A 13,795-nucleotide genomic window follows, 5' to 3' on the forward strand; every position below is an offset into this window, starting at 1 on the left:
CCTGCCCGGGCCCACGGGCGGCCCCACGATCCTCCCCACCCCCAGCAACACCGCCCGCCCCCCGGACTGACCGGAGCACGCCTTGGACCTGCCGAAGATCGGCGCCCCCGCCACCCGCGCCCTGGCCGAGGCGGGGATCACCCGCCTGACCGAAGTCGCCCGCCTCTCCGAACACGAACTCCAGGCCCTCCACGGCGTGGGCCCCAAAGCCGTGCGCGTCCTCCGCGAGGCCCTCGCGGAGCAGGGCCTCGCCTTCAGCCGGGACTGATCCCGGCCCCCGTCACCAACAGCCGGAGCGGGCCGCCCCCGTCACCAAAGGCCAATGCGGGCCGCCCCGTCACCAGCGGCCGGTGCGGGTCATCAGGACGGCGAGGGCGGCGACCCCGGCGGTGGAGGTGCGCAGCACCGTCGGGCCCAGCAGGACGGCGCGGGCGCCCGCGCCGGTGAAGAGCTCCAGTTCCTCGGGGCTGATCCCGCCTTCGGGGCCCACCACCAGGACGATCTCGCCGACTCCCTCGACGGAGAGCGCGCCGAGCGGCTCGGCGGCCTCCTCGTGCAGCACCAGCGCCAGCTCCGCACGCTCCAGGCGGGCCGCCACCTGAGCCGTCGAGGCCAGGTCCGGCACCACCGGGAAGCGGCTCCGCCGGGCCTGCTTGCCCGCCTCGCGGGCCGCGTTGCGCCACCGCCCGAGCGACTTCTCCCGCCGCTCCGCCCGCCACTGCGTGATCGACCTGCTCGCCGACCAGGGGACGATCTCGTCCACCCCGGCCTCGGTCATCACCTCGACGGCCAGCTCACCGCGCTCCCCCTTGGGCAGCGCCTGCACCACCGTGATCCGGGGCGAGGCCGGAGGCTCCTCCTGGCGCCCGAGGACCTCCAGCTCCAGCCTGTCCCGCCCCACCGACAACACCGAGCACCGCCCCCGCGTGCCCTCCCCGTCGGTGAGGACGACCTCCTCCCCCACCCGGAGCCGCTTCACCGTCGCCGCGTGCCGCCCCTCGGCACCCTCCAGCACGACCCTGCCGCCCGTGCCCGCCAGCACGGCCCTGTCCACCACGAAAACCGGAGCACTCACCCACCCATCCTCCCAGCCCCGGCTCCTCCGTCATTCGCCCTGGGGAAAACCGCCGCCCGGACGCCCACGCGTCGGCCCGGCGTCCGGGAGGCGCGCACCGGGAACACGGGCGGGATGAACGCGGATGGCGGTGCGGTCCGGGCGGGCGGGATCCGCACCGGCGAACACGGGCGGGGAGAAAAAGGCACAGGGCCGCCCGCGGGAGCGGGCGGCCCTGTCAGGGGTTTTCGTAGCCGTCGCGGTAGGCGTCGGCCACCTCGTCTCTTCAGCTGTGGAAGGCGTCCTTGAGGCGGGAGAAGAAGCCCTGCTGTCCGGGGGCGAACTTGCCGGGGGGGCGCTCCTCGCCGCGGAGGCGGGCGAGTTCGCGCAGGAGCTCCTCCTGGGCGGGGTCGAGCCGGGTGGGGGTCTCGACGTTGACGTGGATCATCAGGTCGCCGCGGCCGCTGGCGTTGAGGTGGTGGGCTCCCCGCCCGTACAGGGGGATGACCTGGCCGGCCTGGGTGCCGGGGCGGATGTCGACCTCCTCGGCGCCGTCGAGGGTCTCGATGGTGATCGAGGTGCCCAGGGCCGCCGCGCTCATCGGGATCTGCACGGTGCAGTGCAGGTCGTCGCCCTCCCGCTCGAAGATCGCGTGGGGGGTCTCGACGATCTCCAGGAAGAGGTCGCCGGCCGGGCCGCCGCCGGGGCCGACCTCGCCCTCGCCCGCGAGCTGGATGTGGGTTCCGTGCTCCACGCCCGCGGGGATCTTGACCTTGATGGTGCGCTGGCTGCGCACCCGGCCGTCGCCCGCGCACTCCGGGCAGGGGTTGCGGATGACCGAGCCGTAGCCGCCGCACTGCGGGCAGGGCCGGGACGTCATGACCTGGCCCAGGAAGCTGCGCTGGACCTGCTGGATCTCGCCCCGCCCGTGGCACATCTCACACGTGTCGGGGTGGCTGCCCGCGGCGGAGCCCGAGCCGGTGCAGGCGCCGCAGACCGTCGCGGTGTCGATGGTCAGTTCCCGGGTGGTGCCGAACGCCGTCTCCGACAGGTCGAGCTCGACCCGCAGCGTCGCGTTGCGGCCCCGGCGGGCACGCGAACGCGGACCGCGGGCGCTGGCCGTCCCGAAAAGGGTGTCCATGATGTCGCTGAACGGGAATCCGGCGCCGAAGCCCCCGCCCCCGCCGCCCATGGCGGAGCCGAACGGGTCGGCCCCCAGGTCGTACATCTCCCGCTTCTTGGGGTCGGACAGCACCTCGTAGGCCTGCGTGACCTCCTTGAACTTCTCCTGGCTCTCCTCGTCGGGATTGACATCGGGGTGAAGTTCACGGGCGAGCCGGCGGTAGGCCTTCTTGACCTCGTCCGGAGTGGCGTTACGGCTCACCCCAAGGGTGGCGTAGTAGTCGCGCACTACGACCCCGCCAGAATCTGACCGACGTAACGTGCCACAGCGCGTACCGCTCCCATCGTTCCTGGGTAGTCCATTCGGGTGGGTCCGAGAACCCCGAGCCGGGCCAGCGCCTGTCCGTCCATGCCGTAGCCCGCGGCGATGACGGACGCGGAGGTCAGCCCTTGGAGCTGGTTCTCGGCACCGATCCGCACGGTCAGGGTAGCCGGGTCCCCGGCCTCCCCGAGCAGGCGCATCAGCACCACCTGTTCTTCCAGGGCCTCCAGCACGTCCCGGAGGCCCTTCGAGAAGTCGCCGAGCGCGAGGTTGGCCGCGCCCGCGAAGACGATCTTCTCTTCGTTCCGTTCGACCAGGGTCTCCAGCAGGACCGACAGCACCGCCACGGCCACCGGCCTGTCCTCGGCCGACACCCGTGCGGGCAGGTCGGCGACGGCCAGCGGCACCTCGCCGAACGACCGCCCGTCCAGGCAGGCGTTCAGCAGGGCGCGCAGCTGCGCCACCGAGTCGTCGGCGAGCTCGCCGTGGGTCTCCACGACCCGCTGCTCGACCCGGCCCGTGTCGGTGATCAGGATCAGCAGCAGCCGTCCCGCGGCCACCGGCACCAGTTCGATGTGCCGCACCGAGGAGCGGATCAGCGACGGGTACTGCACCACCGCGACCTGCCGGGTCAGCTGGGCCAGCAGCCGGACCGTCCGCGAGACCACGTCGTCGAGGTCGTAGGCCCCGGCGAGGAAGGTCTCGATGGCGCGGCGCTCCGCCCCCGACAGCGGCTTGATCGTGGACAGCTTGTCCACGAACAGGCGGTAGCCCTTGTCCGTGGGGATCCGGCCCGCGCTGGTGTGGGGCTGGGTGATGTACCCCTGCTCCTCCAGTACCGCCATGTCGTTGCGCACCGTGGCCGGGGAGACCCCCAGGGCATGGCGCTCGGCCAGCGCCTTGGAGCCCACCGGCTCGTTCGTGGAGACGTAGTCCTCGACGATGGCGCGCAGAATGGCCAGTTTCCGATCGTCCAGCAACGCGCTCACCTCCTGCCTGGCACTCCCAGTCTACGAGTGCCAAGTGTACGGTCCCGGAGGACGAAGTCGATGTGCGAGAGTCTGGTCATGTCCTGGGAAGAGGTCGCCGACCGGTGTTTCCGCCGCCGGTACGACGGATTCGACGTGAACACGGGCGTGATCGCCGGGCGGCTGGGCGCGGTGCTGATCGACACCCGGGCCTCGGTGCCCGAGGGCCTGGAGCTGAGGGAACAGCTGCGCGAGCTGGGCTTCAAGGCGCCCGTCGCGGTGGTCAACACCCACGGCCACTTCGACCACTGCTTCGGCAACGCCGCCTTCGACGGCCCGTTCTGGGGCCATCTCGATCTTCCCGGATATCTCGAGCGCGAGGCCTGGCGCACCCTGGCCGAGGACGACCCGGACTGGGCCCTCCAGGTCGAGGGCACCCCGGTGACCGCCCCCTCCCGGCTGGTCCGCGACACCGCGCTGATCGACCTCGGCGACCGGATCGTCGAACTGCACCACCTCGGCCGCGGCCACACCGGCCACGACCTGCTCGTCCGGGTGCCCGACTGCGGTCTGGTCTTCGCCGGCGACCTCGTCGAGGAGGCCGGGCCGCCCTGCTACGGCTCCGACAGCTTCCCCCTGGACTGGCCGATCACCCTCACCCGGCTGCTGGGGCTGGAGCCGGACCTCATCGTCCCCGGCCACGGCGACCCCGTCGGCGCGCGGTTCGTGGAGCGGCAGCGGGACGCGATCGCCTCGGTCGCCCTGGGCATCCGGGAGACCTACGACGCCGGGCTCGACCCGTTGAAGGCCCTCCGGAGCGGTGACTGGCCCTACGATCCGGCTCTTCTGCTGCACGCGGTACGTCGCGGACACCTCCAGCTGGCGGCCTCGGGTTAGGGTCTAGGGCGTGCGCAGCAAGGACTATGGCGAAGACATACTCGCCGGGAACTGGCGCCTGCCGCGGAAGGGGCAGATCCCGGAGGTCCCGGCCGAACGCGACCTGGTCGTGGAGGACCCCGACAGCGGTTTCTGCGGTGCGGTCGTGGCCTGCGGCAAGGACGAGGTCACCCTGGAGGACAGGTTCGGCAGGCGCCGGGTCTTCCCCCTGTCGGTGGCGGCCTTCCTGCTCGACGGGCGGCCCGTCACCCTCGTGCGGCCGGGACCGCGGCAGCCGGGCAGGGCGGTCAGCGCGTCCGGCTCGCTCTACGTCCGCGACCACAGGGCGAGGGTGGCCAGGGAGAGCCGGATCTACGTCGAGGGCGTGCACGACGCCGAGCTGGTCGAGAAGATCTGGGGCCACGACCTGCGGATCGAGGGCGTGGCCGTGGAGTACCTGGAGGGCGTCGACGACCTCCCGCTGATCGTCGAGGAGTTCGAGCCGGGCCCGGGACGCAGGCTCGGCGTCCTGGTCGACCACCTGGTGCCCGGTTCCAAGGAGTCGCGGATAGCCGCGAAGATCACCGACCCGCACGTGCTGATCTGCGGGCACCCCTTCATCGACGTCTGGCAGGCGGTGAAGCCCCGCGCGCTGGGCATCCGCGCCTGGCCGGAGGTGCCCAAGGGCTTCGACTGGAAGGAAGGGGTCTGCGCCCGCCTCGGCTGGCCCGGCAACACCGGTGCAGCATGGAGGAGAATCCTCAGTTCCGTCCGTTCTTATGCCGATCTGGAACCAGAACTACTCGGACGCGTCGAAGAGTTGATTGACTTCGTCACCGCCAAGGAGTGACCACCTTGTCCCGCCGCCCCCGCCCCACCCCCACCGTCCGGCTCCCCGACGGTTACGCCGCCGGCTCGCACGGGGGTCCCACGACCCCGGACGAGCGCCAGTGGGCGCTGACCGCCTACATCGGCCAGTTCCTGCTGTGGGCGCTCCCGCCGCTGTACGTCTACCTGACCAAGAAGAACCGGTCGGCCTACGCCCGCCACCACGGCCGCCAGGCGCTCAATCTCGCCCTCACCACGGGGATCGTCTTCGGGATCTCGGTCTTCCTCTACCAGTGGGCCGACTTCTTCCTGTGGATCGCCGGAGGCACGGTGACGGTGTCGATGTGCCTCGTGGTCTACAGCGCCACCCGGATCAACCGGGGCGCCTGGCACCGGCTGCCCGCGGTGGTGGCCTGGCCGATCGTCAGGTGAGGCCCGCCCTCAGGTGAGGTCGCGGACCACGGCGTCCGCGAGCAGCCTGCCCTTCAGCGTGAGGACGGCGCGGCCGTCCTGGAGGCGCAGCAGGCCGAGTTCCTCCTGCCCGCGGACCGCCCGCTCGTCCAGCAGCTCCATCGGGCAGCCGGTGCGCAGCCGCAGCTCCAGCAGGACGCGCTCCACCCGCCGGGTGTCGTCGTCGAGCACCTCGCGGGCGTACGCGGGGGTGGTCCCCTGCGCCAGGCGCTGGGCGTAGGCGGCGGGGTGCTTGACGTTCCACCAGCGGGTGCCGCCGACGTGGGAATGAGCGCCGGGCCCGGCGCCCCACCAGTCGGCGCCCTGCCAGTAGAGCAGGTTGTGCCGGCACTCCCCGCCGGGCAGCGCCCAGTTGGACAGCTCGTACCAGCTCATCCCGGCCTTCTCGAAGAGCTCGTCGGCCATCAGGTAGCGGTCGGCCATCGCGTCGTCGTCGGGCTCGTCCAGCTCGCCGCGCGCGACCCGGGCCGCGAGCTTCGTGCCCTCCTCGACGATCAGCGCGTAGGCGGAGACGTGGTCGGGGCCCGCGGCCAGGGCCTGCTCGACGGACTCCCGCCAGTCGTCGTCGCTCTCGCCCGGGGCGCCGTAGATCAGGTCGAGGTTGACGTGGTCGAACCCCGCCTCCCTGGCCTGCGCGACCACCAGCGGGACGCGGGCGGGGGTGTGGACGCGGTCCAGAGCCTTCAGCACGTGGTCCTTGGCGCTCTGCATCCCGTACGAGATCCGGGTGAAACCGGCTTCCCGCAGGCCCGCGAGGGAGGCGGGGCCGACGGTCTCGGGGTTGGCCTCCGTGGTCACCTCCGCGCCGTCGGCCAGGCCGAACTCGTCACGGACCGCCCGCAGGATCCGGCCGAGGTCCTCCGGAGGGAGCAGGGTGGGGGTGCCGCCGCCGACGAACACCGTCCGCACCGGCGCGTCGGCCTCGCCCAAGACCTTCCGGGCGAGCCGGATCTCGGAGATCACCGTGTCGGCGTAGGAGTCGCGGGACGCGCCGGGGCCCAGCTCCGTCGCCGTGTAGGTGTTGAAGTCGCAGTAGCCGCACCTCGTCACGCAGAACGGGACGTGCACGTAGAACCCGAAGGGACGGCTGCCGAAACCCTCCAGGGACGCTTCGGGCAGCCGCCCGTCGGCGGGCATGGGATCCCCTTCGGGGAGGGTCGAGGGCATGCCTCCAGTGTTACAGGCGCGCCGGACCTCCCCGGACGGTTCAGCGCCCTGTGACCGCGTCGAAGTCCACGAGCCGCTGCGGCGCCGTCTCCGTCACCGAGGCGGCGGGCAGGATCCGCATCGTGCCCGGGACGCCGGGCCGCTGGTCCAGCCGGACCACCCGGCCCGGGTAGGCCCGCTGGGCGATCTCGACGTCCCGCTCGTCCCAGCGGCCGTAGAAGACGGGGTGGCCGTTCTCCAGCTCCACCTTCTCCGCGCCCGTCGGCCAGCGCCGGAGGAAGGAGTCGATCTCGAAGGCCTCCTGCGGCGACGGCAGGTCCGGGCCGTTCTCATGCGCCATGCACGCTCCCTCGACCGGTCCGCGCCACGGGGGGAGCCCGCTGAAGAGGCGGTCCGGCCGAATCTCGATCTTGAATGGTTCGGTGAGCCGCACGGACTCGCCCCTGCCCACGACGGCCGTCTCGATGTGGCGTCCGCCGCGCAGCGAGTGGACGTGCACGCGCACCCCGTCGGGCGTCAGGTCGACGACCCAGTAGCAGGGCACCCCGTACCCGGCGTACAGCTCCCGCTTGGCCCCCAGGTCGCGGGCGCGGGAGGCGTCCGAGGCCACCTCGACGGCCAGGAGCGGGGCGCCCTCCACGAACCCCTCACGGTCCTGGGCCTCGCAGTAGACCAGGAGGTCGGCGTGGATCCAGGTGCCGTCGCCGAGGTGAGCCGCGGCGGACGTCCTGGTCCTCATGTCGCCGTATTCGGCGATCATCAGCGGGGCGAGGAGGTCCGCCACGAGGATCTGGTGCAAGAGTGTGTGACCCACGACGCTCAGTTTTCACCACAGAACGCGTGGTCACCGGCGATTTTGGACACCGTGAAGACTCGATCTGGTCACGGACCGTCAACCCTTGACCGTGGTGAGCAGGACGACCGCGTCCGCGACCGCGGTCAGGCCGTGCCGCTCGTGCGGGATGGGGGCCAGCTCCCCCTCGCGCAGCTCGGTGTCGCCCACCCCCGAGGTGATCCTGACGTGGCCGGTGAGCACCTGGAGGCTCGCGGCGTGCGGGGAGTTGTGCTCGTCCAGGCTGGAACCGGCGGTCAACGCGATCACCGTCTGCCGCAGCGGTCCCTCGTGCAGGAACAGGTGGGCGCTCCGCCCGTTCTTGTCGGCTTTCGCGTCGGTGAGGTGGCGCTCGGCGAGTGTTCTGAGATCCGTCATGGTCTGGAGATTCCCGGACCGGCGGGCCGGAATCCTCCCCGAGCGCCACGCGACTGTGCTTCAGCTCACCATCGGGATGGCCAGCCACTGCGGGTAGCGGTACCACTCGCCGCGGTTGGCCGCGACCCCCGCCATGACCAGGAAGACGACCTCGAGTACCGCCAGCGGGATGAACAGCAGGAAGCCGAGCCCGAAGGTCACCACGGACACGAACATCACCGCCATCACGTAGAGGAAGGAGGTGATCGAGAGGTTGAGGGCCTGCGCCGAGTGCCAGCGGATGTACTGCGAGCGGTCCTTGTACAGGAGGTAGGTGAGCAGCGGCGCGAAGAAGCCCACGACCAGCTGCCCGAGATGCGCGACCATCGCGTAGGTCCGCTCCTCGGACGGGTTCACCGGCGGGCCGGCCTGGACGAAGGGCTGCTGGGAGAAGGGCGGCGGCGTCGGCTGCGCGTAGGGCGGCTGGCCGTAGGGCGACTGGCCGTAGGGCGACTGGCCGTAGGGCGGCTGCTGGCCATAAGGCGGCTGCTGGCCGTAGGGGTTGCCGTAAGGCTGCTGGGGGTTCCAGCCTGGATCGGTCATGCCTGCGCTCGTTTCTGCTCTTGCCGGCGGGGGCGCGTCCTTTCCGCTTCTGACGTGAGGGACGGCCGGATGGTTCACCCTCCCACCGCTCCCGGCCGGACGCGCGGGGGTCCTCCGTCCCCCGCGCGTCCGGCCGGCTCCTCCTGAGCCGACCCCGCCCCCGTTCCCCGCGAAGTCGCCCTTCCGCATGATCCGGGAAACTCCCCGGCCGGATCCCCGCGATCTGTACTGTTTTTCTGGACAAAGTGGATTCTCGGGAGGCTGGATGTCCCACCCGGACCCGGAGCGCGCCACGCGGGAGCTCACCGCGATCAACTGGTGCCTCGACGTCCTGGCCAAACAGGGCATCAGCTCCAAGGCCGAGATCGCCCGCCGGCTGCCGGCGCGCTACAGCGCCAGCGCCGTCGCCAAGTACCTCAACCGGGAACGGGGGCTGTCCCCCGAGTTCGTCCGCGACCTGGCGGTCCTGGCCAGACTGCCGGTCGCCGAGGTCTTCGGCGCCCTCGGCTGGCTGCCCGCCGAGGAACTGCCCCGCACCGTCCTGACCGACCTGGCGCACGACGCCGTCTCGGCCCTGCGCGCCCTCGCCGCCGTCCCCGACCTCGCCTCGTTCGTCCGCCCCGCGCCGCCCGCCCCCACGGCCGCCGCCCAGGCCCTCCTCTCCGACGAAGCCGGACGGGAGCGGTTCAGCGTGCTGCTCACCCAGGTCGTCTCCGGACGGCGCTACCGGACGGCCACCAACCTGGTCGGAGAGTTCGCGCTGCGTCCCGGAGCCCGTCCCCTCGCCGCCGAGAAGGTCACCCGGCTGGCGCTCGAGGCCGGATTCGACCAGGTGCCCGACCTCTCCGACGAACACGCGGCGGTGCGGTGGGAACTGCTCGCCAGGACCGCCAACGCGCTGTCCGACGGGCAGGAGTACAGCTGGCAGGGCGGCGCCGGGCACCTGACCTGGCGGACCGCCGCGACCGGCTGGCCGTCGCACCTGCTGGTCCAGGACTCCGTCGCCGGCCAGCAGCGGCCCTCCACCGGAATGCCGCTGACCTGGCCGCAGGCCCGCACCGTCGTCGTCATCGGCGGAAGGGAGAGCGCGGGCCCCGCCGCGGCCCTCCTCGCCGAGGCGCTGGACTGGCAGTTCGTGCTGATCCGCCCGAACGTCGAGGTGACCCCCGGCGGGCGCGTCCGTACCTACCCGTCCGACCTCACCCGCTCGCGCACCCACACCTGGATCCACGTCGCCCGGCACATCCAGCACCGCGGCGACCAGGGAGTCCCCTGGCACACGGTCGTGCTGCTGCGCCCCGACGCGCTCACCTCCCCGGGAGGCGCGATCCACCCCTACGCCGCCGAACTGCTGGAACGCACCCCGGCGAGCGTCGTCTACGTCCGCCCGACCGGGGAGCACCTGTCCTGGTGGGCGACCCGCAACGCCGGAAACCACGACCACGGGCGGTACGACACCGAACGGGCGGTGAACCGGCTCAGAACGCTCTACGCCTCGATCGAGGAGATCCTCCGGCGGCGCGACGGGGCCCGGGACCTGCTGCTGCGGCTGCCCCGGCCGGCACGGGCCCTCGCCCCGCACACCCCCGAACTGCCCGGCGAGGTCATGGACCAGACGGCGCGAGTGGCGTGGACGGCGGCGCGCTGGCTCTCCCGCGAGGGCCGCGCGGACCCGCTGCGGCCCGGCGCCCTGTCCGGCTGGCGCCGCCTGCTGGCCGCCGACCCCGACGCCGCCGTCCCCCGGCTCACCCGGCCCGGCCGGTGACCCCCGCTACTCGCACCCGCAGGAGCCGTCCTGCTCGCAACCGCAACCGCCCCTGACCGGACCGGACTTCCCCATCCTCCGCAAGACCCTCTCCCCTCGTCGTTCCCCGTGGGCGCCATCCTGGCGCGGGCCCGCCGTCCGGCGCCTCCCCCGAACTCGGGGGTCGGGTCGTGTCCCGGCACACAGAAACCCGCCCGGAGAGGTGGTTACCTCTGCGAAACCCCCTTCGATCCCTCCTGGTGTTCTCATGCCTCCTCCTGACCGCAGCCCCGTTCTCGTCACCGGCCCCGACGGCGCGCTCTTCCCTCTCGAACGGGGGGAGAGCGTCGTCTTCGGGCGGGGAACGCAGACCGACATCCCGCTCGGCGGCGACCCGTGGCTCTCCCGGACCGCCGGACGGATCGCGGCGGTCGACGGCGGCGCGCTGATCAGCAACCTCAGCGGGCGGCACTCGCTCTACGTCCTCATCCGCTCCGAACGGCTGCGGCTGCCCGTCACCACCGAGAACGGCGGACTCGGCTTCCTGCTCGCCGAAGGCGGCGCGCTCGTCGGCACCGCGCCCATGCTCGACCACGGCCGTGCCCTGGACGTCCGGACGGCCGGCGGTACGCCGCCGCCCGCCCCGCCGCCGGACACCCCGTCCCAGGAGACCACCGGGCTGCCCGTCAGGCTGGACCCCGCCACCAAGGAGTTCATGGTGGCGTTCCTGCTGTGCCGTCCGTGGCTGCTGGACCCCACCCGGATGGCGCCGCTGCCGCGCGCGCCCGAGCTGGCCAGGCAGGCACTGGAGCTGACCGGCGCCCACCACCTGCTCCGCGGCTTCGACGGCTCGGCGGCGCGCGGAAGGCTCGCCCAGCAGGTGCACGACCACCTCAAGGAGCTCAGAGCCAAGATCTACCGGGCCGGCCTCGTCGGCCGGGACCAGCAGCTGAGCCTCAGCGCCATCGCCTCGGCCCTGCTGCACTACGACGTGATCGGCCTCCGCCACCTGGAGCTCGCCCGCGACCCCGCGTGGCTGACCGCGCAGGAGAACAAGTGGTGGAAGAGCGGCTGAACCGCCCGCTACTTCTTCGGCTTGTCCGCCGAGGAACCGGTGGAGAGCGCAGCGACGAAGGCCTCCTGGGGCACGTCCACGCGCCCGATGGTCTTCATCTTCTTCTTGCCCTCCTTCTGCTTCTCCAGCAGCTTGCGCTTACGGGAGATGTCGCCGCCGTAGCACTTGGCCAGGACGTCCTTGCGGATGGCGCGGATGTTCTCGCGGGCGATCACCCGGGCGCCGATGGCGGCCTGGATCGGCACCTCGTACTGCTGCCTGGGGATCAGTTCCTTGAGCTTGGTCGTCATCATCAGGCCGTAGTCGCGGGCCTTGTCGGCGTGCACGATCTGGCTGAAGGCGTCCACGGACTCGCCCTGCAGCAGGATGTCGACCTTGACGAGCTTGGACTCCTGCTCGCCCGCGGGATCGTAGTCGAGGCTGGCGTACCCGCGGGTGCGGGACTTCAGCTGGTCGAAGAAGTCGAAGATGATCTCGCCCAGCGGCAGGGTGTACTTGATCTCGACCCTGTCCTCCGACAGGTAGTCCATGCCCAGCAGCACGCCGCGGCGGCCCTGGCACAGCTCCATGATCGTGCCGATGAACTCCGTCGGGGTGAGCACCGTGGCCCGGACGACCGGCTCGTACACGTGCGCGATCTTGCCGTCCGCGGGGTACTCGCTGGGGTTGGTGACGACGTGCTCCTGGCCGTTCTCCATCTCCACCCGGTAGATGACGCTCGGCGCGGTGGAGATCAGCGCCAGGTTGAACTCGCGCTCCAGCCGCTCCCGGACGATCTCCATGTGGAGCAGGCCGAGGAAGCCGCAGCGGTAGCCGAAGCCCAGCGCCAGCGACGTCTCCGGCTCGTACACCAGCGCGGCGTCGTTCAGCCGCAGCTTGTCGAGGGCGTCGCGGAGCAGCGGGTAGTCGTCGCCGTCGATCGGGTACAGGCCCGAGTAGACCATCGGCTTGGGGGTGTCGTACCCGCCGAGCGCCTCCGGCGCTGGCTTGGACGCCATCGTCACCGTGTCGCCGACCCTGGCCTGGCGGACGTCCTTCACGCCGGAGATCAGATAGCCCACCTCGCCGACGCCCAGGCCCTCGGTCGAGATCGGATCGGGGGAGATCACGCCGACCTCGAGGGTGTCGTGGGCCGAGCCCGTCGACATCATGAGGGACTTCTCGCGGCGGGTGATGCGCCCGTCCACGACCCGGACGTAGGTGACCACGCCCCGGTAGGTGTCGTAGACCGAGTCGAAGATCAGCGCGCGGGCCGGGGCGTTCGCGTCGCCCACCGGGGCCGGGACCTCCGCCACGATCTTGTCGAGCAGCTCGGCCACGCCCACGCCGGTCTTGCCGGAGACCCGCAGCACCTCCGCCGGGTCGCAGCCGATCAGGCCGGAGATCTCCTCGGCGACCTTCTCCGGCTGGGCGGCCGGAAGGTCGATCTTGTTGAGGACCGGGATGATGTGGAGGTCGGCCTCCATCGCCATGTACAGGTTGGCCAGCGTCTGGGCCTCGATGCCCTGGGCGGCGTCCACCAGCAGGATCGCGCCCTCGCAGGCGGCCAGCGACCGGGAGACCTCGTAGGAGAAGTCCACGTGCCCCGGAGTGTCGATCATGTTCAGGACATGGTCTTTCCAGGGCAGCCGGACGGCCTGCGACTTGATGGTGATGCCGCGTTCCCGCTCGATGTCCATCTTGTCCAGATACTGAGCGCGCATCGAGCGGTCGTCGACGACCCCGGTCAGCTGCAGCATGCGGTCGGCCAGGGTGGACTTGCCGTGGTCGATGTGCGCGATGATGCAGAAGTTGCGGATCACCGCGGGATCGGTGTGGTTCGGTACGGGCGGCACGCGGATCCTAGGTTGACGTGGAGGACTTCCGCCTACCATGGTCCCATGTCCGGGTCGATGCTCTGGTCCGGGTTGGGGATAGCCGCCCGAGCTTGGTAGTCTGCTTCCTTGCGTGTGGCGCGTGTGTCTCCGTGCCCGCAGATCCGACCGGCTGCCGGATCTCCGCGCCCCATCCGTAACGTTGACTTCAATCGAGGCTTCCTTCAGTGGCGAACATCAAGTCCCAGATCAAGCGGAACAAGCAGAACGAGAAGGCGCGCCTGCGCAACAAGGCGGTCAAGACCGAGCTCAAGTCGGCCATCCGCAAGTTCCGTGAGGCGGCCGCCGGCGGCAACGCCGAAGAGGCCACCGCGGCCCTGCGCAACGCCAGCCGCAAGCTGGACAAGGCCGTCAGCAAGGGCGTCATCCACAAGAACCAGGCCGCGAACCGCAAGTCCGCGATCGCCAAGCAGGCCGCCGCCCTCGGCAAGTAAGCCCTTCCCAGCACTCCTCCTCGCCGAGGTCCGGCACCGGAGGGCCGCTGCGAGAAAAAGGAGCAGCA

At 71.5% G+C, this 13,795-nt stretch carries 15 protein-coding genes; 7 read left to right on the forward strand and 8 right to left on the reverse strand.

Annotated elements, in window-relative coordinates:
• Nucleotides 1-82: 82 nt before the first annotated feature.
• A complete protein-coding gene (locus tag ABD327_RS27650; protein WP_344454386.1) occupies nucleotides 83-268 on the forward strand; it encodes a helix-hairpin-helix domain-containing protein in 186 nt (61 codons plus the stop codon).
• Nucleotides 269-337: 69 nt separating this feature from the next.
• Here the strand turns inward: ABD327_RS27650 and ABD327_RS27655 are convergent, their stop codons facing one another.
• From ABD327_RS27655 to hrcA, 3 genes are all read right to left on the reverse strand, one after another.
• Nucleotides 338-1,075 carry a 16S rRNA (uracil(1498)-N(3))-methyltransferase gene (locus tag ABD327_RS27655; RefSeq protein WP_344454388.1) on the reverse strand — a complete coding sequence of 246 codons (738 nt, stop codon included), beginning with the start codon at nucleotides 1,073-1,075 and terminating at the stop codon, nucleotides 338-340.
• Between the two features lie 265 nt (nucleotides 1,076-1,340).
• On the reverse strand, nucleotides 1,341-2,465 hold the full coding sequence (gene dnaJ / locus ABD327_RS27660) for a molecular chaperone DnaJ (RefSeq protein ID WP_344454390.1): 1,125 nt from the start codon (nucleotides 2,463-2,465) through the stop codon (nucleotides 1,341-1,343).
• Nucleotides 2,465-3,478, reverse strand: a complete 1,014-nt coding sequence (gene hrcA, locus ABD327_RS27665) for a heat-inducible transcriptional repressor HrcA (protein WP_344454479.1) — start codon at nucleotides 3,476-3,478, stop codon at nucleotides 2,465-2,467. Before hrcA ends, dnaJ begins: the two co-directional genes overlap by 1 nt.
• A gap of 87 nt (nucleotides 3,479-3,565) precedes the next feature.
• Between hrcA and ABD327_RS27670 the strand changes: the two genes are divergently transcribed.
• The 3 genes from ABD327_RS27670 to ABD327_RS27680 are packed head-to-tail and all read left to right on the forward strand — an operon-like array spanning nucleotide 3,566 to nucleotide 5,602.
• Complete coding sequence (locus tag ABD327_RS27670) at nucleotides 3,566-4,363, forward strand: MBL fold metallo-hydrolase (RefSeq protein ID WP_344454392.1); 798 nt, start codon at nucleotides 3,566-3,568, stop codon at nucleotides 4,361-4,363.
• Between the two features lie 10 nt (nucleotides 4,364-4,373).
• Nucleotides 4,374-5,192 (forward strand): DUF3097 domain-containing protein, encoded by an 819-nt coding sequence (locus ABD327_RS27675; RefSeq protein ID WP_344454394.1) that lies wholly within the window; start codon nucleotides 4,374-4,376, stop codon nucleotides 5,190-5,192.
• Between the two features lie 5 nt (nucleotides 5,193-5,197).
• Nucleotides 5,198-5,602, forward strand: a complete 405-nt coding sequence (locus ABD327_RS27680; RefSeq protein ID WP_344454396.1) for a DUF4870 domain-containing protein — start codon at nucleotides 5,198-5,200, stop codon at nucleotides 5,600-5,602.
• Nucleotides 5,603-5,611: 9 nt separating this feature from the next.
• Here the strand turns inward: ABD327_RS27680 and hemW are convergent, their stop codons facing one another.
• The 4 genes from hemW to ABD327_RS27700 form a co-directional block, all read right to left on the reverse strand.
• Nucleotides 5,612-6,808 (reverse strand): radical SAM family heme chaperone HemW, encoded by a 1,197-nt coding sequence (gene hemW, locus ABD327_RS27685; RefSeq protein ID WP_344454398.1) that lies wholly within the window; start codon nucleotides 6,806-6,808, stop codon nucleotides 5,612-5,614.
• A gap of 40 nt (nucleotides 6,809-6,848) precedes the next feature.
• Nucleotides 6,849-7,622 (reverse strand): Uma2 family endonuclease, encoded by a 774-nt coding sequence (locus tag ABD327_RS27690; RefSeq protein ID WP_344454400.1) that lies wholly within the window; start codon nucleotides 7,620-7,622, stop codon nucleotides 6,849-6,851.
• A 78-nt stretch (nucleotides 7,623-7,700) separates the two neighbouring features.
• A complete protein-coding gene (locus ABD327_RS27695; protein ID WP_344454403.1) occupies nucleotides 7,701-8,018 on the reverse strand; it encodes a cupin domain-containing protein in 318 nt (105 codons plus the stop codon).
• Nucleotides 8,019-8,078: 60 nt separating this feature from the next.
• A complete protein-coding gene (locus ABD327_RS27700) occupies nucleotides 8,079-8,600 on the reverse strand; it encodes a DUF4870 domain-containing protein (RefSeq protein ID WP_344454405.1) in 522 nt (173 codons plus the stop codon).
• A 265-nt stretch (nucleotides 8,601-8,865) separates the two neighbouring features.
• On the opposite strand from ABD327_RS27700, the gene ABD327_RS27705 reads away from it, so the two are divergent.
• Nucleotides 8,866-10,365: a hypothetical protein gene (locus ABD327_RS27705; RefSeq protein WP_344454407.1), complete on the forward strand. Its 1,500-nt coding sequence runs from the start codon at nucleotides 8,866-8,868 to the stop codon at nucleotides 10,363-10,365.
• A gap of 247 nt (nucleotides 10,366-10,612) precedes the next feature.
• A complete protein-coding gene (locus ABD327_RS27710; protein WP_344454409.1) occupies nucleotides 10,613-11,419 on the forward strand; it encodes an FHA domain-containing protein in 807 nt (268 codons plus the stop codon).
• Nucleotides 11,420-11,427: 8 nt separating this feature from the next.
• Here the strand turns inward: ABD327_RS27710 and lepA are convergent, their stop codons facing one another.
• Entirely contained in the window at nucleotides 11,428-13,254 is a 1,827-nt protein-coding gene (lepA, locus tag ABD327_RS27715; RefSeq protein WP_344454411.1) for a translation elongation factor 4, read from the reverse strand.
• 206 nt (nucleotides 13,255-13,460) lie between these two features.
• On the opposite strand from lepA, the gene rpsT reads away from it, so the two are divergent.
• Nucleotides 13,461-13,727 (forward strand): 30S ribosomal protein S20, encoded by a 267-nt coding sequence (gene rpsT, locus ABD327_RS27720; RefSeq protein WP_344454413.1) that lies wholly within the window; start codon nucleotides 13,461-13,463, stop codon nucleotides 13,725-13,727.
• Nucleotides 13,728-13,795: the final 68 nt, after the last annotated feature.

It is taken from the genome of Actinocorallia aurantiaca (assembly GCF_039533685.1).
In the GTDB taxonomy this organism is placed as follows: domain Bacteria; phylum Actinomycetota; class Actinomycetes; order Streptosporangiales; family Streptosporangiaceae; genus Actinocorallia; species Actinocorallia aurantiaca.

Bases quoted from the DNA above. Each gene is read 5' to 3' on its own strand.
- ABD327_RS27695 (WP_344454403.1), bottom strand. From the start codon at position 8,018: ATGACGGATCTCAGAACACTCGCCGAGCGCCACCTCACCGACGCGAAA.
- ABD327_RS27670 (WP_344454392.1), top strand. From the start codon at position 3,566: ATGTCCTGGGAAGAGGTCGCCGACCGGTGTTTCCGCCGCCGGTACGAC.
- ABD327_RS27710 (WP_344454409.1), top strand. From the start codon at position 10,613: ATGCCTCCTCCTGACCGCAGCCCCGTTCTCGTCACCGGCCCCGACGGC.
- hemW (WP_344454398.1), bottom strand. From the start codon at position 6,808: ATGCCCTCGACCCTCCCCGAAGGGGATCCCATGCCCGCCGACGGGCGG.
- ABD327_RS27705 (WP_344454407.1), top strand. From the start codon at position 8,866: ATGTCCCACCCGGACCCGGAGCGCGCCACGCGGGAGCTCACCGCGATC.
- ABD327_RS27700 (WP_344454405.1), bottom strand. From the start codon at position 8,600: ATGACCGATCCAGGCTGGAACCCCCAGCAGCCTTACGGCAACCCCTAC.